The sequence below is a fragment of the Novosphingobium sp. ST904 genome (assembly GCF_001298105.1).
Taxonomy (GTDB): Bacteria; Pseudomonadota; Alphaproteobacteria; order Sphingomonadales; family Sphingomonadaceae; genus Novosphingobium.
This window is the reverse complement of the sequence record NZ_LGJH01000127.1, coordinates 13,431-32,414: the sequence shown is the minus strand read 5'-3', so window position 1 is coordinate 32,414 and position 18,984 is coordinate 13,431. Positions and strand designations below refer to the sequence as shown.

Annotated in this window: 16 protein-coding genes and 1 pseudogene; 10 read left to right on the top strand and 7 right to left on the bottom strand. The window is 64.9% G+C overall.

What is annotated here, in order from left to right:
* Positions 1–71 precede the first annotated feature (71 nt).
* Positions 72–596: a hypothetical protein gene (locus ADT71_RS07435; protein WP_054436005.1), complete on the top strand. Its 525-nt coding sequence runs from the start codon at positions 72–74 to the stop codon at positions 594–596.
* A gap of 46 nt (positions 597–642) precedes the next feature.
* On the opposite strand, the gene ADT71_RS07430 is transcribed toward ADT71_RS07435, so the two are convergent.
* Complete coding sequence (locus ADT71_RS07430) at positions 643–936, bottom strand: DUF1330 domain-containing protein (protein ID WP_054436004.1); 294 nt, start codon at positions 934–936, stop codon at positions 643–645.
* A gap of 152 nt (positions 937–1,088) precedes the next feature.
* Here ADT71_RS07430 and ADT71_RS07425 point away from each other — a divergent pair, with 152 nt between their 5' ends.
* The 9 genes from ADT71_RS07425 to ADT71_RS07385 all read left to right on the top strand — a co-directional run bounded on the left by ADT71_RS07425 (position 1,089) and on the right by ADT71_RS07385 (position 11,386).
* Complete coding sequence (locus ADT71_RS07425; protein ID WP_054436003.1) at positions 1,089–2,369, top strand: MFS transporter; 1,281 nt, start codon at positions 1,089–1,091, stop codon at positions 2,367–2,369.
* Between the two features lie 93 nt (positions 2,370–2,462).
* Entirely contained in the window at positions 2,463–4,685 is a 2,223-nt protein-coding gene (locus ADT71_RS07420) for a TonB-dependent receptor (RefSeq protein ID WP_054436002.1), read from the top strand.
* Positions 4,686–4,796: 111 nt separating this feature from the next.
* Positions 4,797–5,477, top strand: coding sequence for an isochorismatase family protein (locus tag ADT71_RS07415; protein ID WP_185999835.1), 681 nt, complete (start codon positions 4,797–4,799; stop codon positions 5,475–5,477).
* Positions 5,477–6,367 carry a polysaccharide deacetylase family protein gene (locus ADT71_RS07410; RefSeq protein WP_054436001.1) on the top strand — a complete coding sequence of 297 codons (891 nt, stop codon included), beginning with the start codon at positions 5,477–5,479 and terminating at the stop codon, positions 6,365–6,367. The genes ADT71_RS07415 and ADT71_RS07410 overlap by 1 nt, the downstream gene beginning before the upstream one ends.
* The gene (locus ADT71_RS07405) at positions 6,364–7,278 is read left to right on the top strand and encodes a polysaccharide deacetylase family protein (protein ID WP_054436000.1); all 915 of its coding nucleotides are present in this window, start codon (positions 6,364–6,366) and stop codon (positions 7,276–7,278) included. Before ADT71_RS07410 ends, ADT71_RS07405 begins: the two co-directional genes overlap by 4 nt.
* Complete coding sequence (locus ADT71_RS07400) at positions 7,275–8,288, top strand: NAD(P)-dependent alcohol dehydrogenase (protein ID WP_054435999.1); 1,014 nt, start codon at positions 7,275–7,277, stop codon at positions 8,286–8,288. Before ADT71_RS07405 ends, ADT71_RS07400 begins: the two co-directional genes overlap by 4 nt.
* A 209-nt stretch (positions 8,289–8,497) precedes the next feature.
* Positions 8,498–9,169 carry a TonB-dependent receptor plug domain-containing protein gene (locus tag ADT71_RS31980; RefSeq protein WP_197282942.1) on the top strand — a complete coding sequence of 224 codons (672 nt, stop codon included), beginning with the start codon at positions 8,498–8,500 and terminating at the stop codon, positions 9,167–9,169.
* Positions 9,082–10,716: a TonB-dependent receptor domain-containing protein gene (locus tag ADT71_RS07390; RefSeq protein WP_197282941.1), complete on the top strand. Its 1,635-nt coding sequence runs from the start codon at positions 9,082–9,084 to the stop codon at positions 10,714–10,716. The genes ADT71_RS31980 and ADT71_RS07390 overlap by 88 nt, the downstream gene beginning before the upstream one ends.
* A 76-nt stretch (positions 10,717–10,792) precedes the next feature.
* The gene (locus ADT71_RS07385; RefSeq protein WP_054435996.1) at positions 10,793–11,386 is read left to right on the top strand and encodes a biliverdin-producing heme oxygenase; all 594 of its coding nucleotides are present in this window, start codon (positions 10,793–10,795) and stop codon (positions 11,384–11,386) included.
* A 61-nt stretch (positions 11,387–11,447) separates the two neighbouring features.
* Here the strand turns inward: ADT71_RS07385 and ADT71_RS07380 are convergent, their stop codons facing one another.
* The 6 genes and pseudogenes from ADT71_RS07380 to ADT71_RS31970 all read right to left on the bottom strand — a co-directional run bounded on the left by ADT71_RS07380 (position 11,448) and on the right by ADT71_RS31970 (position 18,984).
* Positions 11,448–12,995, bottom strand: a complete 1,548-nt coding sequence (locus ADT71_RS07380) for a hypothetical protein (RefSeq protein ID WP_197282940.1) — start codon at positions 12,993–12,995, stop codon at positions 11,448–11,450.
* 17 nt (positions 12,996–13,012) lie between these two features.
* Positions 13,013–14,332: an AMP-binding protein gene (locus ADT71_RS07375; protein WP_255351615.1), complete on the bottom strand. Its 1,320-nt coding sequence runs from the start codon at positions 14,330–14,332 to the stop codon at positions 13,013–13,015.
* Positions 14,272–14,457 (bottom strand): annotated as a pseudogene (locus ADT71_RS34900) (AMP-binding protein); the annotation flags it as partial. The pseudogene ADT71_RS34900 and the gene ADT71_RS07375, both read right to left, overlap by 61 nt.
* A 144-nt stretch (positions 14,458–14,601) precedes the next feature.
* The gene (locus ADT71_RS07370; RefSeq protein ID WP_231635687.1) at positions 14,602–16,146 is read right to left on the bottom strand and encodes a hypothetical protein; all 1,545 of its coding nucleotides are present in this window, start codon (positions 16,144–16,146) and stop codon (positions 14,602–14,604) included.
* Positions 16,147–16,162: 16 nt separating this feature from the next.
* Positions 16,163–16,966: a TonB-dependent receptor domain-containing protein gene (locus ADT71_RS34895; protein WP_197282939.1), complete on the bottom strand. Its 804-nt coding sequence runs from the start codon at positions 16,964–16,966 to the stop codon at positions 16,163–16,165.
* Positions 16,963–18,984: a TonB-dependent receptor domain-containing protein gene (locus ADT71_RS31970; protein WP_197282938.1), complete on the bottom strand. Its 2,022-nt coding sequence runs from the start codon at positions 18,982–18,984 to the stop codon at positions 16,963–16,965. The genes ADT71_RS34895 and ADT71_RS31970 overlap by 4 nt, the downstream gene beginning before the upstream one ends.

The window sequence follows — 18,984 nt, the reverse complement described above, 5'->3', positions numbered from 1 at the left end:
ACGCCTCCCCTTCGGGCAATCCGCACGATCATGGCGCAACCTCCCGGCCGGTAAGCTGAAAAGGAGGTTTCATGACGACACTCATCAACACGCCCGGCGTGCGCGAGGCGATGCCGCTGCTGGCATCCAACGAAGGCGTCTGGGAAGGCTGGTATCGCTATTACGACGCCAAGACCGGCGAATTGACCGACCAGCACCGCTCGCGCCTGATCTGCCGCCTGTTCGAGAAGGACGGCGTGGATCACTACCACCAGACGAACCATTATTTCTGGGATGACGGCCGCGTGGAAGTCCGCGATTTCCCGGCAGTCTACAAGGATGGCCGGATCTGGTGGGACAACGATCTCATCAAGGGCTGGGCAGCGGCCATGCAGCCGGACGACTTCAACCGTTCGACCTGCCTCAACTGGACCCGCCACAACGAGCCCGGCATCTATCTCTACGAGATGATCCAGAACAACGACGAGCGCACCCATCGCGCCCGCACCTGGCAGTGGTTCCGCGAAGGCAGATGCTACCAGCGCACCCTGATCGACGAGGTCTTCGTGACCCGCGACTGGCAGAACTGGTCCAACGACGGCGCGCCCGACATCTGACGGGCGACCGCGCCCTGCCGGCTCCCGACCGGCAGGGGCGTTCACGTCATGCGCCGACGAGCGTGACGGAGATTTCCGCCAGTCCCTCGCGCAGTTTCTTGGCGGCGGTGTATTCGGGCGAGTTCCAGAATGCGAGCGCGGCGTCGCGATCGGGCCATTCCGAAACCACCACCGAGCCGCCGTCCCGGCCCTCGCCCTCAAGCACGGTGCCGCCGGGCGCGCGCACGACGTAAGTTCCTCCATAATTGACCAGCGCCTCGGCAGCGGCCTGGGCATAGCCGCAGGACATGAAAGCCTCGCGGTCCTTGAGGTGGGCGGTAACGACGAGCCAGGCGGCCATTATATCTACTCCTGCTGGATTGTTCGCGAACAGTCCTTCGATCCCGCGCCCTCCGGCCAGCCCGCACCGCGCGCTATCCGCTGTGCGGATGCAATGGCACCCGTGCTGGGAATGCAGAGCCAGACGCGGTTCCCTCCAGACCGAAGAACTTCATGGAGGCAGACTTGCAGGCAGACAGGATCGAACAGGCCGCTTTCCCCGATCCGGCCGGAGCATCCGCCGACGGCGAATTCGCGCGGGGCTGGACGATCCTGCTGGCATCGCTGATCGGGATCGGCAGCGGTCTCGTATCGCTGCCTTTCTACACCTTCGGAATTTTCGCCCCTCACCTCGCGCAGGAATTCGGATGGTCGATGGGCCAGATCATGGGCGGATTGACGATCACGACGCTGGCCCTGCTGGTGGCCGCCCCCATCGCCGGGCTGCTGTGCGAGCGCTTTGGCGCCAGGACGGTTTCGGCCGCCTCTCTTGCGCTGTTCGGCCTGTCCTACATCTCGCTCGCCACGCTGGGGGGCTCGCTCACGCAGTACTATGTCACCTGGGGCGTCGCCGCGGCCGTCGGCGCGGGCAGCCTGCCGATCACGTTCACCCGCACCGTGAACCGCTGGTTCGACCGTCATCGCGGGCTGGCACTGGGCATCGCCATGATGGGCACGGGCCTGTTCGGCATCGCCTGCAAGCCCGTACTCGCCTGGGTGATCGGCGACTACGGCTGGCGGACCGGCTACGCCGTACTAGGCGCGCTTCCGCTACTGGTCGCCACGCCGATCACGCTGCTGCTGTTCCGTGATCCTTCCCCCGCCGACCTGCAGGACACCGGAAACACTGACCCGATCACGCCGATTTCAGGATATTCCCGGGGCGAGGCGCTGCGCCAGTGGCGGTTCTGGCTGATCGCGCTGCTGCTGGTCCCGCTGTCGTTCGCGCTGGCCGGAACCCCACCCAACCTGGAATCCATCCTGAGCGACAAGGGCCTCGACGCCGCGACGATCGTGAGGCTGACCCCGCTGATCGGCCTTGCATCGATCACCGGACGGCTGGTGGGCGGCTTCCTGCTCGACCGTTTCTGGGCGCCCGCCGTCGCCTTCGTGATCCTGAGCGTGCCTGTGGCTTCCTGCCTCTTCCTTTCGGGAGGGCATGTCGCCCCTGCCACCGCCGGCTTCGCCATTTTCCTGATCGGCTTTGCGCTGGGCGTGGAGTTCGATGTCGTGGCCTATCTGACGGCACGATATTTCGGGATGAGATCCTACGCCGCGATCTACGGCCTATTCTACGTCTGCTTCACGATCGGCGCCGGTTTCGCGCCGCTCGTTTTCGGGATGATTCGCGATGCCGCGCACGATTTCACCCCCGCCCTCTTCGCTTGCGCCATCATCCTCCCGATCAGCGCCGCCGGCTTCCTGTTTCTCGGCCGATATCCGCGGTTTAGCTGAATCTGGAAATACTGCGTCAATTATTTGACATATTGATATATCATTATAACAATACCATTCGGCGAATGGTCGCCATTCCATGAGGGAATCGCCATGACCGATTACCGACTGCTCCTTTCCACGATACTCATGCCGCTCAGCCTCGCCTCCGTTCAGGCCGAGGCTCAGGCTCAGGAAGCACCCGCAGAAACCGGCGCGAAGACCGGCGGGCTCGAAGAAATCGTCGTTACCACGCAGCGCCGCCAGGAAAAGCTGCAGGACGTGCCGGTAACGGTCACCGCCTTCAACGAAGCCATGCTGGAACGGCTCAATGTCCAGGATGCCATCTCCACATCGAAGTTCGTGCCGGGCATGGTTTCGCAGCACAACGCGGGCCTCGCCTCGGCGAATGCCTATTACTTGCGCGGCCTGGGCAACAGCCAGTCCACCCCGACCTTCGACGCGCCGGTCACCACTTATGTCGACGACGTCTATGTCGCCCGCCAGAACGCCAACAACTACGCCTTCTTCGATACCGAGCGCGTGGAAGTCATGCGCGGTCCGCAGGGAACGCTGTTCGGGCGCAACACCACCGGCGGCGCCATCAACGTCATCATGCGCAAGCCTTCCGACACCGCCGGCATGAAGATGGAAATGAGCGCGGGCTCCTATGAACGGTACACCGTCAAGGCAACCGCCGACCTGCCCCTGACCGACGGGATCCTGACCAAGCTGTCGGGCTATGTCGTGCAGGACCGGGGCTATCTGAAGAACATCACCACGGGCGACTGGTTCAACGGCGAGAGCAGCTACGGCCTGCGCGGCGATGTCCGGCTTTTGCCGACCGACCGGCTCACCATCGATCTTGCCGCCGAATATACCCGCAACTCCGGCACATATGCGGGCCTGCGCAGCGTCGCCGGAGAGAACCCCTACGTTCCCGCCGCCACCACCCGCCCGGTCTTCTACGAAACCGCCTCGGGGCTGCCGACCACGCGCTGCGACGGCAACAACGCGCAGAACCTGCTCTCCACCGGAGCGGGCAACTGCAACCTGTCCGAGAACGTCGCGCTCAGCGCCAACGTCAATTACGACCTTGAAGGCAGTTCGCTGACCTGGATCTTCGGTTACCGCCACCTCGATCAGGGCTACATCAACGAATATAGCGCCAACGCGGTGAACAAGTACGCAGGCTACATCATCACCGACAACGGCACGCACGAGCAGTGGTCGAGCGAGCTGAAGTACAATGCCGATCTCTTCGGCGACCGCGCTCACCTCGTCACCGGCCTGTTCTACCTCAATGAGAAATCGGACGATCGCCAGACCAGCTTTTCCGGCGGGACCACGGCGTTCAATCTCGTTCAGGACCAGCACCTCCTGCACCAACGAACCGAACCGGCGCTTTATGCGCAGGCAGACTTCGACCTGACCCGGCAGTTGACCCTGACCGCAGGCGGGCGCTACACGATCGAGACCAAGCAGGTCGGCTATCTCGCCTCGGACGAATTCCCGGGCTTTGGATACGACAGCGCCGCAGTGGCCGCTTACGGCATTCCGCTGAAGCGGACATTCCGCAAGTTCACCCCGCGCGTGGCGCTCAACTACAAGATCAACCCGGACGTCATGGTCTTCGCTTCCGCCACCAACGGCTTCAAGTCCGGCGGCTGGAACGGCGGTTCGGCCGCGCCGTACAATGCGGTGATGTTCGATCCCGAGAAGACGTGGTCGTTCGAAGGCGGGGTGAAGTCCGAACTGTTCGGCCGCAAGTTGCGCTTCAACGCCACCGGCTATTACGCCAAGACCAGGGACCTCCAGGTCACTGCCGCCGTCACCAGCCCGATCACCGGCGTGATATCGCAGCTTCCCTTCAATGCCGGCACTTTCGAAGCCTACGGCATCGAGATCGAAAGCACTGCGAAGTTCGGCAATTTCAGCCTCTTCGCCAATCCTTCGCTGATGCACGGCGAATATACCTACATCGTGCCGACATCGACCACGCTCACCACCGCCTACAAGCCCGTGCGCGTGCCGACCTTCCAGTTCAGCGGCGGCGCGGCCTATGACCAGCCGGTGGAAGCACTGGACGGCTCGCTGGGTGCTTCCGTGACCTGGCGCCATAACTCGCCCTACTGGGTGGCGGTGCTGAACACCACGACCACGCAGACCGAGGACTACGTGGACGCCGCCGTCAGCTACACGACCATGGACGAGAAGATGAAGATCGCCTTCGAGGTCTCCAACCTGACCGACCAGAAAACAGTTACCGCGAACTTCCTCTCGCTCTTCCCGGGCGATCCGCGCCGCTACACGGTGCGCGTGAAGTTCCAGATCTGACCCCAGGCCGCGCGGTGTCCGCAGGTCGGACAGCCCTGTTCTCCCAGCGGACACCGCGCGGCCGGCGCGCTCCTATCGCGGGGCGCCCTTTTCCTGAACGAGGTATATTCCATGAGCATCGTCGGCACCCGGATGGTCAGCGACGGCAAGACCGCGCGGCAGATATTCGAAGAAGTCATGGCGAACCCCGCCCGCACGAAGTTCGGCTTCGGAGAGAAGCTGGCGATCGTGAATGTCGATTTCCAGAACGCCTACACCCGGATCGACGAATTCAAGACCGCCTATGAGACCGATCCGCGCCAGATCGAATATACCAACACGATCTCCGCGCTTGCCCGCGCCAAGGGCATGCCCGTGATCTGGACCCACGTCGCCTATGCCGAGGACGCCAGCGACGCCGGCGTCTGGGGCACGCGCACGGATACGCCGGATTCGCTCCAGAACATCAGGTACGAAAGCCGCCGCCATGCGTTCGACGAGCGCTGCGAGATCGATCCGGCCGACATGATCTATACCAAGCGCATGCCCTCGGCGTTCTTCGAGACACCGCTGCAAAGCCTGCTCGTCTGGCACAAGGTCGATACGGTGGTGATCACCGGCGGCTCCACTTCGGGCTGCATCCGCGCCACGGCGGTGGACAGTCTCAGCAGGGGCTATCGCACCATCGTTCCCGTGGAGACCTGTGCCGACAAGCACGAGAGCTATCACTTCGCCAATCTCACCGACCTCCAGCTGAAATATGCGGATGTGGAGCCGGTGCAGACGGTGATCGACTGGCTGGAGGCGCGCTGATGCAGGAGGGACAGGCCGATCCCGGCCTTTACGACTTCAAGCCCTATCGCGATCGCGCGCCATTCTCATGGCCCGGCGAAAAGAAGGTCGCCGTCTGGGTTTCGCCCAATCTCGAATATTACGAGATAGACCCTCCGGCGAACCCGCACCGCAAGTCATGGGCGAAACCGCATCCCGACGTCGTGGGCTACGCACACCGCGACCATGCCAACCGCGTCGGGCATTGGCGCATGGCCGAGGTCATGAGCAAGCACGGCTTCCCGGGCTCCGTCAGCCTTTCGGTAGCGCTGTGCCAGCATCATCCCGAAGTGGTGGCGGACGCGAACGCGCGCGGCTGGGAGTTCTTCAGCCACGGCATCTACAACACCCGCTACTCCTACGGCATGGACGAAGCGCAAGAGCGCGCGATCATCGAGGATTCGATCCGCACCGTGCGCGAGGCCACCGGCCAGACGATCCGCGGCTGGCTCGCCCCGGCGCTCACCCATACGCCGCGCACGCTGGATCTGATCGCCGAATACGGGCTCGACTATACCTGCGATCTCTATCACGACGACCAGCCCCAGCCCGTCAACACCGCTAGCGGCGACCTTATCTCGATGCCCTACAGCCTCGAAGTCAACGACCACTACGGCTTCTTCATCTACAACATGAGCCCGCGCGAATATGCGCAAACGCTGATCCGGCAATATGAGCGCCTTGCCGACGAACCGTCCGGCACGGTCATGTGCATCCCGCTCCATTCCTACCTGATCGGCCAGCCCCACCGCATTGGCGCCTTCGAGGAAGTCCTGCGCCACATCGCCGCGGACGGCCGCGCCTGGATCACCCGCTCCGGCGACATCGCCGACGCGTGGAGAGCCGCTCATGCCCGGGAGTCCATCGCATGACCCTCGACCCCAACTATATCGAATATCCGAAGCGCCGCCTCGGCTACGACCACGATCTCTATGCTTTCAGCACCCTGCCCAGCCGCAAGCCGCTGGCCTGGCCGGACGGCAAAAGCGTGGCGGCCTGGATCGTCGTCAGCCTCGAATGGTTCCCGATCACGCCGGGCGACACGCCGTTCCGGGCGCCCGGACACATGCAGACCGCCTATCCGGACTATCGCCACTACACCGCGCGCGAATATGGCACGCGGGTGGGGTTCTACCGCCTGCTCGACGCTTTCGCCAAGGCGGGCGTGAAAGCCTCGATCGCGGCCAACGGCGCGATTGCGCAGCGCTATCCCTCGATCATCCGTGACGTGGTGGATGCCGGGCACGAGATCATTGCCCATTCCACCGACATGAACGGCACCATCGCCTCTTCCCTGCCGGTGGACGCCGAGCGCGCGCTCATCCATGACAGCATCGCCGCGCTGTCGGACGTGGCGGGCGTGGCTCCGCGCGGCTGGCATTCGATCGCACGCTCGCAAAGCTTCGCCACGCCCGATCTGCTGATGGAAGCCGGGATCGAATACTGCTGCGACTGGGCCAACGACGAAGTGCCGTGGACTTTCACCAATGGCCTGGTGAACCTGCCGCTCAACCACGAACTCTCGGACCGGCAGATCCTCAACGTCCAGCAGCAATCGGTGGACAGCTACGCCACGCAAATCCTCGACGCGCACGACTGGTTGAGCGCGGAGGCGCAAACGCAGGGCGCCCGGCTGCTGCCGCTCCACCTCACCCCCTACATCATCGGCCTGCCTTACCGCATGGACGCTTTCGAGCGCCTGCTGGCGGACCTCGCCGCGCGCCCGCAGACATGGTTCGCGCGCGGATCCGACATTCTCGACAGCTTCAGGAGCCAGATGTGAAAGCCTATCAACTCGGCGCGCAGGACGGTCTGTCCTCGCTTACCCCGGTTACCCGCCCCGATCCCGTGGCCGGGCCCGGCGAAGCGGTGCTCAAAGTCCGCTACGTCTCGCTCAACAATCGCGACCTTCAGATTCTCGAAGGCCGATACGGCGCAAGGAAGCCGGAAGAACGGGTGCCCTTCTCCGAAGGCATCGGCGAAGTCGTCGCGCTGGGCGAAGGCGCCAGCGGGATCGCCGTGGGCGACCGCGCGGTGCTTTCGCACTTCATCGCCTGGCAGGACGGTCCGTTCGACATGCGCTACTTCGGATCGGACGTGGGCATCACCCAGGACGGCTGGATGGCGGAATACCTCAAGGTGCCCGCCTCGGCGCTGGTCCGCGTGCCTGACAGCCTGGCCGACGAACAGGCCGCGGCTCTTGCCGCCGCAACGTTGACGGCTTGGCATGCCGTGGTCGAAGTCGGCCAGGTCAAGGCCGGCGACATCGTGCTTGCACTGGGCACCGGCGGCGTCGCCATGGCCGCATTGCAGATCGCCAAGGCCAGCGGCGCCTTCGTCGCCATCACATCGTCAAGCGACGACAAGCTCGATCAGGCCCGCAAGGCCGGGGCCGACTTCACGGTGAACTACACCACGCATCCGGACTGGGCTGCCGAATTGATGAAGCAGACCGGCGGGCGCGGGGCCGATATCGTCGCTGAAACCGGCGGTCAACATACCCTGCCCCAGTCGATCAATGCCTGTGCGGTCAATGCCCGGATCGTCCTTGTGGGTGTGGGTGCGGCAGACGGACCGCTGCCGAATTACGGCGCGATCATCGGCAAGAACCTCACCATCAAGGGCATTGCCGCCGGCAGCCGCGGCATGCTGGTGCGCCTGCTTCGCGCCATGGAGGCCAATGCCTTTGCCCCGGTGGTGGACCGGGTGTTCGGCTTCGACGAAGCGCAGGCTGCCTGCGAATACCTCAAATCCGGCAATCACCTCGGCAAGGTGCTGATCCGCGTGACCTGACGCGGGCCTCTATCGTGCGGCAATCATGCCCGGCCACATCGATGGATGCGGCCGGGGCATTTGCATTTTCCCGAGGCAATCCACGGAATTTTCCGGGCTTGTGAGCGCTGTTGTATCCCTGTGAAACTTTTCCGTTCCGGCGATTGAAATAAGGGAGAGACATCTGGCAGATAACGCTCCTGCGAATCATTAGCAGCAGGATGATATAAATGATTTCCCCTACCCGGCGGGCGCTCGTCCATGCCTTGAGACTGAATTCGGCCCTCGGCGCCGTGGCCGTGATCTGTACGGCGGGCCAGGCCTTCGCCGCCGATACGGCCGATACGGCGGCTGACCAGCCGGTCCAGCTCGGCTCGGTCCGCGTCGAGGACACCGCCATTATCGACCCCACGCCGATCAATGACCGCAGCGCCGCCGGCAAGCCCGAGGTTCTGACGACGACGACATCGGCGGAAACGCTGCGCCTGCGCATGGCCGACAATATCGCCGACTATGCCCGCCGCATCGACGCTGGCGTCAATTTCAACTCCAGCAATCTCAGCATCAATATCCGCGGGCTCGACGCGAACCGGGTGCTGACGACGGTGGACGGCATTCGCCTGCCCTGGCTCAACGACGGTGCGCGCGGTGTCGAAGGCGGCGTCGCCGCATTCGACTTCAACTCGCTGAGCGCCATCGACGTGGTCAAGAGCGGCGATTCCAGCTTCTTTGGACAGGGCGCCCTCGGCGGCGTTCTCGCGGTGCGACGCTCGACCCCGAAGACCTGCTCTCGGGCGGCAAGAAGCAGGGCGCTTTGGGCAAGGCGACTTACGACAGCGCCAGCGACAGTGTCTACCTCAACCAGGCCGCCGCTTTCCGAACCGGCGACACGATGGTCCTGATCCAGGGCGGCTACCAGAACGGCGCCGAAACCGAGAACCGGGGCAATGTCTACGGCAGCGGCAGCACCCGCAGCGCGAAAAACCCCGCCGCCTACGATCAGGAAAACCTGCTGGTCAAAATCCACCAGTATCTCGGAAACGGCCACCGCCTTGGCCTGAGCGGCGAAATCTTCAAGCGCAGCTATGACGAGAACACGCTCAGCAGCGTGAACTCGACCTACTCCGCCTATTCCACGCTCGAGCAGAACAAGCGCAAGCGCATCGCCGGAACCTACGACTATCAGTCGGAAGGCGATGGGTTCATCCGCGAAGCCCACCTGATAGGGTACTGGCAGCGCCTCAACCTGCGCACTTATACGCAGGCCACCCGCCTGACCTCCCCGGCCGGCGCATACGACCGCGGCAGCGACCTTCAGGACGAATCCTATGGCCTGAACGGCTCGGTCATCGCCGCCGCCACGACAGGCGCCGTCCAGCACGCCATCAGCCTCGGCGGCGAGGTTTACGCCACCAGCACCACCCAGTATGCCGCAGGCGTCGACAACTGCACGGCGGCCATCTACGCCTGCTCGTTCCTCCATGTGAACCAGTCGGACATGCCGGATGTGGACGGCATCGACCTTGGCCTGTTCGTGCAGGACCGCATGACCTTCGGCGCCTTCCACCTGACGCCCGGTCTCCGGTTCGACTGGTATCGCCGCAGCCCTCAGGAAACCGCGAGCTATACGGAAAACGCCGCTTACGAAGGGCTGCCCGCCCGATCCAGCGATTCCCGGTTCTCGCCGAAAATCCTTGCCGAATTCGACATTGCGTCCCGGCTGACGGCCTATGCCCAGTGGTCGCAGGCGTTCCGCGCGCCATCAGCCACTGAGCTATACCTGACATACGGCGGCACCGGCAGCTACGTCAGCATCGGCAATCCCGACCTCAAGCCGGAAACCAGCAACAGCTACGAAGTCGGCCTGAAGTTCGGCGATTCCGAACGCGGCGCGAAGATCAGCGTCTACGACAATTACTACCACAATTTCATCGACACGATCACCACCACCGCATCGGAAGCCGGCCTCAGCGGAAGCTATCCATTCGGGGTGTTCAAGTATGTGAACCGCGCGCACGTGCGGATCTACGGCGCCGAAGCCAGCGCGCAGTGGGCACTGTCCCCGCAGTGGCACGTCTGGGGCTCGATCGCCTATTCGCACGGCAAGGACACGGATGAGGATACCTACCTCAACTCCATTCCACCCCTGCGCGGCATCCTCGGGCTGGGTTACCGGCAGGTGCGCTTCGGTGCGGACCTGTCGGCAACGGTAGCCGCTGCGCGCAACAAGGTGGAAAACCCCTCCTCGACGCTCAACAAGACGCCGAGCTACGGCATCGTCGATTTCACGGGCTGGGTGAAGCCGGGACTGTTCGAGGGCCTGCGCCTGCAAGGCGGTGTGTACAACATCCTCGACAAGACCTATTACAACGCGCTGGATATCCCGGACAGTTCCACCGTGCCGCAATTATACTACAGCCAGCCGGCCGGACGTACAAGCTCTCGATGATCCTGTCATTCTGACGGGCGCGCGATTTTCGCCCGGTTCCCGCCAAGCGCCTTTCCTGAAGAGACATTCCCCGACCATGGACACGACACTCCAAGCTCCCCCCGAAACAAGCCGCGCCAAGCGCCTGAAAGCCGCTACCGGCGAAGTCCACGACCGTCTCGACAAGCGGATCATGGCCGGCGAACCGTTCGCCAGCGTGGAGAATTATGCCCGCTTCCTGGCGGTGCAGTACCAGTTCCACCACGACATCGACGCGCTCTACGCCAGCCCGGCGCTGGACGCCCTGCTGCCGGATCTGGAAGGACGCCTGCAACGCATCGCCCAGGATATCGCGGACCTGGAGGTCGCACTTCCCGCTGCCGATGGAGAGGCGCAGTTTGCCGATGGAACCTTCGACCTGCCCACTGCGCTGGGATGGCTCTATGTCGCGGAAGGCTCCAACCTCGGAGCGGCGTTCCTCTTCAAGATGGCACGAGCGCTTGGCCTGGATGAAAACCACGGCGCCCGCCACCTCGCCGGACATCCGGACGGCCGGGCACAGCACTGGCGCGAGTTCACCGGCGCGCTGGACGGCCTGGACCTTGACCGGGAGGAAGAGGTTCGCCTGATGGAAGGCGCCAAAGCGGCCTTCCGCCGTGTTCACGCCCTCGTCGAGCAAGCTTACGGTTGAGGCGAACGGCGCCGTTACGAACGGTTCGGCTTCGGACCCTCGTAACGGCGCTGTTTCCCGGTCAGCGCCGGATGAGCGACAGCAGTTTCGCCCCAGGACTGTCCCACGCCGGTGAGATTCCGCCGATATTCGCCGCAGAAAGCCTGTCCAGCATGGAAAGCGCGCGGGAGAACGTCTCCACCTGCTGATAGGCGAAATCGGCGTCGAGCCGTTCCAGGCCGCCACCCGGCAGTATCTGGCACAGGTAGTCGGGGCCAGGCACCAGCGAAATGGACGGTATCCCGCACTGGTAAAGGGTAGAACCCTCGCCAAGGAAGAGGTGACCCAGCCTCGGCGCCACGGTGAGGCTGCGCAGCTTTGTACGGCCTGACGTGGCCGCGCGGTAGACCTGCTCCATCACGGGGTTCGTGGTGTAGACGATTTCCCGTTCGAGCTTTCCGGTCGCCTCCGGCCGGGCCGGTTCGCCGCGATCCTTCCACTCCATGCAGCCCAGATGTTCCAGCGTCAGCCCCGCAACGGCACGCGCATGTCCCGGGCCGCCATCCCACAGCTCGGGATGGGCCTTCAACCAGGCGGAAGTCGCCTGCCCGTGGCCTTCAACGATCTGCGGAATCTGGAAATGGCCGGTGGCAAAGACAAGGACGATCGATCGCTGGCGATCCTGCCGCCCCGCATGGGCCTGTGCCAGCGCGAGAAGGCCGGCAGGACCGTTCTCCTCACAGGCGTTGGGGCCATCGGTGTGCGTGTTGACGATGATCGTCTCATGCGGGTTGCGCCCCGGCAGGACCGTGTGCAGCGTGTCCGTTTCAGCGTCTTCCAGTTCCGCTTCCAGAACGAGGGTCGCGGAACTCCCCGCTCTCGCCGCTGCCTTCAGCCGCGCGCGCTGGCCCGCGCCGACCCACAGGGCCGGACAGTCCGCATAGGGCGTGGTGAACGGCAGCACCTGATCGCTTGCCAGTTCCTCCGAAAGCCCCTCGAACAGGCAGATCAACCCGCGCACGCCGGCTTCGCGCGCTCTTGGCAGAAACGTGTTGGTCAAGGGGCCGAGAACCGGAACGACTTCGCCGTTGGCCAGATCGGCGCTGCCCTCGGGCAGGCTCGCCTTGCGCTCGAACAGCATGAGCGTGGTGAGCGTGGTCAGGTCCAGCCGGCCGACAGGCACGACCGCGATCTTGCCTCTTGCCGCCGAAAAGTCCTTTGGCGCCTTGTCGAACCACACGAGATTCCCGGTCACGCCGCCGGTTTCGGTCATGCCCGAATAGGGATAGGGCGCGGCCACGGGAATACGGCTGCCGTCCGCCAGCGTGAGGCTGGCATGGCCCGGCGTCCAGCGGCGAATGCGGTGGGTCTGCCGGTGCACCTCCAGCCCGAGGCTTGCCAGTTCATCGGCGATGTAATCGATGCAGAGGGCATGGGCCGGGCTCGCGGTCAGCCGGGGGCCGAAGGCGTTGAGGCTTTCGATCCAGTTCCACAGCTTGTCCCGCGGCGGCAGCCGCGGCGTGCTTTCCAATGGTGCCAACGGCGTTTCACGGCGCGGACGCACCAGCGCCAGACCGCCCAGCACCGCTGCCCCCATCGCACTGCCCCAAAGTATCGCCCGGCGTCGCATCGATCACCTCTATCCCTTTACCGCGCCCGCTCGTCCAGCAGGGCACGAAGCGCTTTCTTGTCTATCTTGCCCACGCTCGTACGCGGCAGGCTGTCGACCGCGATCACTCTCTCGGGCACGGCATAGCGGCTCAACCTGCCCGATGCGACATGCCCCTGAAACACATCGCAGACAGCGCCCGGATCGAAACCACCCGCCGCAACCACGAAGGCAACCGGACGCTCGCCCCACTTCGCGTCAGGCACGCCGATCACCGCCGCTTCGGCAATGCTCCCCTCCGCTTCGAGCAGATTTTCCAGTTCGACCGTGGAAACCCATTCCCCGCCGCTCTTGATCACGTCCTTGAGCCGGTCGACGATGCGCAGCGCACCGTCGGGATCGCGCGCCGCGACATCTCCGGTATGAAGCCAGCCTCCGGCCCACAAGGCATCGGACGCGGCCTGCGTGGCGTGGCCCTGCGTCAGCCACGGCGCCCGCAGCACCAGCTCTCCTCCGTTTCCGTCCTCGATCCTTGCCTGAACGAACGGGATGGGGAATCCGGCCCGGCAGAGCGCTCCGGTATCCTCGCCATCCTCGCCGCGCGCCAGCGATATGACCGGCCCCGTCTCGGACATGCCATAACCGACCACCGTGGTGATCCCGGCACGCCGGGCCTCCCGTGCCAGCGCCTCCGGAAGAGCGGCCCCGCCGATCACCACTGTCCACGGCGCCAGCGATGAGCTCTCCGCCCCATTCGCATCGAGCAACATGCGCAGGATCGTCGGCACGCAGTGAGACAGGGTCACGCCTTCCCGCCGCTTCAGCGCCAGCAGCCGCGCCGGATCGTAGCGGCCCGGATAGACCTGCTTCGAACCCAGCATCGTCGCCACATAGGGCATGCCCCAGGCGTGAACGTGGAACATCGGCGTCATCGGCATATAGACGTCGGAACGCCGCATGCCCTGGCCATCGGGCTGGTTGGCCAGGGCTGCTGACAGCGCCAGCGTATGCAGAACCAGTTGCCGGTGCGTGAAGAAGACCTGCTTGGGATCGCCGGTGGTGCCGGTCGTGTGAAACGTGGTGGCGACCGCGTTCTCATCGAAATCCGCAAAGGCGAAATCCGGTGAGGAGTCTGCCAGCAGCACCTCGTAATCGTCGCAAGTCTGCCTGCCATGACGATCGCCTCCCTGATCGTAGGCTGTCCGCGCAGCAGTTCGGCACAGACCGGCGCAAAGTCGGCGTTGTAAAGCAGGAGCGACGCTCCCGACTGCTCCAGCGTGAAGGCGATCTGGGCGGGCGAGAGGCGGACGTTGACCGTCTGCAGCACCGCTCCCATCATCGGGATCGCGAAGTAGCATTCGAGATAGCGGTGGCTGTCCCAGTCCATCACCGCCACGGTGTCACCCGGCCTGACGCCCTTTCCGGCAAGCAGCGATGCCAGCCGCGCCACCCGCTGGGTGAAAACGGGATATGTCAGCCGCAAGTCTCCGCTGACGATCTCGGCCGAACTCTGACCGGCGACATTGGCAAGCAGGTGGCGGATCAGCAGCGGGCAGGAATAGGCCTCGGCCGCCGGGGTGTTCAATATCCGGGGAGCATTCAAGAGAGGGTCTCCAGAGGAGGGAAGTCAGGCAGGGTTCGGGCAGGCGGCGCGGCGTGCGGTGTCCGGCCCCGAGACGGGATCGGCCCCGAGGCTGGCGTCACCGCCCTTCAATTCCGCAAGCGAGAAGCGATCGGTGGCCTTGATCGTTTCCGCTATCATCGCCGTCTGCCGGGCCGCGAGGTCGGCATCCAGCTTGTCCATATGGCCGTTGGGGGCGATGCCGAGCAGATAGTTCGGCCCGGAAATGCACGCGACGTGCGGAATGCCGCTGTTGTGAAACACGCGCCCGGTAGTGTAGCCCGGCCCCTGTTCCACGGCATGTCTCAGCAGGTCGTGCCGCCTGATCCCGGCAACGATCTGCTCGGTCAGCGGCCCCGCTGTGGCCGGCCAGTTCATGTACTCGTTGTGGCCGGTGGCCGCGTAGCCCTTGCCGGGAACGTCGGCCCATTCGCTGGCGCCAAGGTGCTCGATCGTGAACGCTGCCGCCGCGCGCTTCATCAGATCCGGGTGGGCATGCGCCCAGCCGGGCGCTTCGGGCATGTCGCCGCTCATGTGCCCGGGCCATCCCGCGAAGACGAGCGTCCGGCGCAGCCTTTGCGCCTCCGGCAGGCTGGCGAAATGACGCGCGAGTTGCAGCACGGCCATGCAGCCGTTTTCCTCGATGAAGTTCTGGCCATCGGTGTGCGTGTCCACGATCACCACTTCCTCGCTCTTTCCGGGGAGGATCGCGGTGATCTGCGGCACGAGCCCTTCCACCCATTCCGCATCGAGCGTGAGGTGCGCGCTGCGCCCCGCCCTGGCCGCGGCACGCAAGGCTTCCCCCTGGTCCTGGCCGACGAACAACGCGGGCACTTTTGCCTTGTAGGGAGAGGCATGGGGCGAGAAATTGCCCGCGATCATTGCCGATGAAGCATCGAGAATGATCGCCACGCCCGCCGCGCCGCGTGCTGCAAGATCGTCCATCTGGAACGAGGGCATCGTCCAGAGCCGGTGATAATTCGTATCCAGCACGTCCGCCGCACTTTCCCCGCGCAAGTGGATAAAATGCGGGTGGACTATGCTGCTCAGCGCCATGCGCGGAAGATGCGCCTCGAAGACCAGCACGCTGCCTTTCGCAAATTCGGGCAGGTCCGCGGGACCATCGGGCCCGAGTTCACCGGCATGGACGAGCGGCCCCGTCACCCCCTCCGGCCCGGTCGGCTGCGACCGGACGAAGTAGGCGACATTCGCGACTGCACGCCGCGCCGTGCCTTCGATCAGGTCAAGGCCCCAGCGCTTCGGCTCCCATCGGCGATAGGCATAAGCCTCGCATGGGCCGGGTTGCAGGCCGGCCGCGGTGAGTTCCCGGCCCAGCCAGTCCACGAACCGCAAGTGATTGGCATTACCCGGCAGGCGTGGGCCGAAATCCACCATCTGCTGGTAGTCTCGCCTGATCCGCTCGGCATCGGGGAGCGGCACCATCGCACGATTTTTCGCGGCGAATGCCCGTGCGGCGGGGTTGAGGCCTGCCGCCGCCATGGCTCCGGCCACCAGCGCCGCGCGGCGTGACAAAGGCGGGAAACTCGGCATCGTCTATACTCCGCGATCAGAATGTGAGGTTGATGCCGGCGGTGAACCGACGGCCGATCACGTCGTAAAGCTGGGGGTTCGTCGGGATGAACGTCACCAGCGTGCCATTCGGCGCCAGTGGCGGATCGCGATCGAACAGATTGTTGATCGTCGCGTAGAAACGGAAGTTTTCGCCCACCCGGTAGGAGGCGGTAACGTCGGTATAGAAGACCGATTTCACGGTGTTGTCCTCGATCGTCACCGGTTCGTGCCGCGTCACGTCGTACCGGCCTGCCGCAATGAAGCGCTCCTGCACGAAAAGATCGAAGGCGCCGCGCGTCCAGTTGAGGTTCCCCGTGGCGGTCCAGCGCGGGTTGGCGGTAAGGCCCACCTCCCCGGCACGGTCGGTCGAGGTGCCGTTGCTGATGTCCTGCCGCTGTTTCTGGAGATAGCTGGCGACAACGCGGAACTGCGTCGCCCCGCCCAGCATCCCGCCGCCGGGGCGGTAGCTCATCTCGAAGTCGATTCCCGCGCTTTTCAGGCGGTTGAGATTGAGCGTCGGGGATTCGATGCGCGTGATCGCTCCGGCATCGTTGCGGGTGATATTGGCGCAGAGCGCCGTCGCTCCCGCCAGGCACTGATCGAGCGTGATCTGCGGCGTCAGCGAGGAAATCACGCCGTCGAGATCGATCGAATAGTAATCCGCCGAAAACGTCAGTCCCGGCGCGAAAGCGGGGGTAAGCACGAGGCCGGCGGTGTAGGTCCTGGCGCGCTCGGGCTTGAGCTGGGCATTGCCCCGCGTGACCTGGATGATCGGCACGGTGACGCCGTTCTCGATCACCGAGCCGGTGTTCTGAACGTGCCCGCGAACAGTTCGGGCACGTTGGGCGCCCGGATATCGCGCGAAACCGTGCCCCGCAGGCGGACACCCGAGACCGGCTCCCAGACAAGGCCGGCCTTCCACGTCGTCACCCCGCCGCTGGTGCTGTAATCGGTGTAGCGAACCGCCGCATTGAGATCGAGCGCGTGGAGGAACGGCAGGTCGCGCGCCAGCGGCACGGCGGCTTCGGCAAAGAGCTCCCACAAGTGATAGCCGCCCGAAACCGGAAAGACGTTGGTGAGCAGATAACCGCCCGGCTGGTTGAGGTAAGCCGCTGGAAAACCGCGAATTCCGGTAGCATCATTGACGCTCGGCCCGATGTCGTCGGAAACCTGGTCGAGCTCGATCCGCCGGTACTGCCCGCCCGCCGCCAGCGAGACTTCTCCCGCCCAGGTCGAGAACGGCCGTGCCCGTACCGAGATGTCGGCCACGTCCTGCGTGAAATCCGTCCGGTAGGCGGCGGTGCCTTCCACATAGTCGATCGCCTCCTGCGAAGGCGCGCCCTGACCGAAGAGGTTGAGCGGCACACAACCGGGGTAGAGACCGGGGTTGGTCAGGCTGACGCGGCAGACGATCTGGCCGCTGGCGGGATCGCGCACGGCATCGGCGGCGGCGTAGAGCCTTTCGAGCACCACGTTGTTGTCGGTCCGGATTTTCGTCCGGTTCTTGCTGTGGCCATAGTAGCCTTCGACCAGCAGGTCCGAGGGCCCGGTGAAACGGAAGCCCGCCTTGAAATCCATCGTCCGCGCCTTGGCGGTGGCGTTGGCCGGGTCTCCGAAATCGAAGTTCAGGCGGCCCATCGCGAAGGCGGGAGTGTTGGTTGCGGTCAGCACCTGCTGCACGGACGGATCGAGGAAAGCATTGCCGCTGTAGATCGTGAAGCCGTTGAAGCCGCCGAGGTTGAACTGCTGCACCTGGTTGTAGTGATTGCGCGCCAGGGCAAGGCTGCCTTCGCCGAACAGCGTCAGCGTCGGGGTCACGTCGAATTCGCCGTGCGCGAAGTAGCTTTGCGTGCGGATCGCGGCGGACAGGTTGCTGAACACTTGCGCGCCGTCGCCGCCCACCTGGATGAGGCCGGATTGCAAGGTGCCGCGAGAGAACGGCACGAGCGTGCCGTCCGGCGCGAACTGCTGCATCGCCAGCGGTCCGCTGAGGATCAACCCGCCGGGCGCCGCGGTCGAGGCGCGCAGGTCGTCGCGGAAGATGAGCTGGCCGGGGACCGCCGGATTGCTGAGGAAGCCGGTGGCCCGCCGCCCCCAGCTCCGCTCGGCGACGCTCTGCAGGCCGCCGGCATCGTAATAGGACGCGCTGGCGACGATCCGCCCGCGCCTTTCGGCGAAGCTGTGCCCGGCGGTGAGGCTGGCCTTGTAGGTGGGCACGTCGCCCCGCCCGGAAATGCCCGATTGCAGCGTGGCCTTGAGACCGGTGAAGCGCGTGTCGAGCACGAAGTTCACCACGCCCGCCACCGCATCGGACCCGTAGGCCGCCGAAGCGCCCCCGGTGACGACATCGACCCGCTTTATGAGCGGTTCGGGCAGGAGATTGATATCGGTGGAGCCATCCCGCGCGGAAGGCGCGGCGCGGCGGCCGTCCACCAGCACGAGCGTGCGCTGCGTACCCAGATTGCGCAAGTTCAGGTAGCTGCCGGTTCCGGGGCCGGTAGCGGCGGTGAAGCCGCCGGTCGGCCGCGTGGAGCCGCGGAAGGCGGGAAGCTGGTTCAGCCCTTCCGCGATCAGGCCCGGCTGCGCCTTGGTGAGCGCATCGGACGAGATCACCGTCACCGGCGTCGGCGCCTGGGACCCGTCGCGGATGGCGCGCGATCCGGTGACGACGATGGCGGCGCCCTCCTGCGGTTCGGCCGGAGCCGCCGCGCGATCAGCCGCTTGCGCTATTTCCGCACCCGCTCCTTCCTGAGCCGAGACCGGCGCCGCGATCAATGCGGGCACACATGTCGATGCGAGCAGAATCCCTCGAAACAT

What these genes read in the sequence shown, in the direction of transcription:
- ADT71_RS07375 (WP_255351615.1), bottom strand. Translation starts at nt 14,332, where the DNA reads ATGCTACTTCGCGATCCCGATGATGGGAGCGGTGCTGCAGACGGTCAA.
- ADT71_RS07415 (WP_185999835.1), top strand. Translation starts at nt 4,797, where the DNA reads ATGAGCATCGTCGGCACCCGGATGGTCAGCGACGGCAAGACCGCGCGG.
- ADT71_RS07380 (WP_197282940.1), bottom strand. Translation starts at nt 12,995, where the DNA reads ATGCGACGCCGGGCGATACTTTGGGGCAGTGCGATGGGGGCAGCGGTG.
- ADT71_RS31980 (WP_197282942.1), top strand. Translation starts at nt 8,498, where the DNA reads ATGATTTCCCCTACCCGGCGGGCGCTCGTCCATGCCTTGAGACTGAAT.
- ADT71_RS07370 (WP_231635687.1), bottom strand. Translation starts at nt 16,146, where the DNA reads ATGCCGAGTTTCCCGCCTTTGTCACGCCGCGCGGCGCTGGTGGCCGGA.
- ADT71_RS07435 (WP_054436005.1), top strand. Translation starts at nt 72, where the DNA reads ATGACGACACTCATCAACACGCCCGGCGTGCGCGAGGCGATGCCGCTG.
- ADT71_RS07410 (WP_054436001.1), top strand. Translation starts at nt 5,477, where the DNA reads ATGCAGGAGGGACAGGCCGATCCCGGCCTTTACGACTTCAAGCCCTAT.
- ADT71_RS07420 (WP_054436002.1), top strand. Translation starts at nt 2,463, where the DNA reads ATGACCGATTACCGACTGCTCCTTTCCACGATACTCATGCCGCTCAGC.
- ADT71_RS07430 (WP_054436004.1), bottom strand. Translation starts at nt 936, where the DNA reads ATGGCCGCCTGGCTCGTCGTTACCGCCCACCTCAAGGACCGCGAGGCT.
- ADT71_RS07385 (WP_054435996.1), top strand. Translation starts at nt 10,793, where the DNA reads ATGGACACGACACTCCAAGCTCCCCCCGAAACAAGCCGCGCCAAGCGC.
- ADT71_RS07425 (WP_054436003.1), top strand. Translation starts at nt 1,089, where the DNA reads ATGGAGGCAGACTTGCAGGCAGACAGGATCGAACAGGCCGCTTTCCCC.
- ADT71_RS07405 (WP_054436000.1), top strand. Translation starts at nt 6,364, where the DNA reads ATGACCCTCGACCCCAACTATATCGAATATCCGAAGCGCCGCCTCGGC.
- ADT71_RS31970 (WP_197282938.1), bottom strand. Translation starts at nt 18,984, where the DNA reads ATGTTTCGAGGGATTCTGCTCGCATCGACATGTGTGCCCGCATTGATC.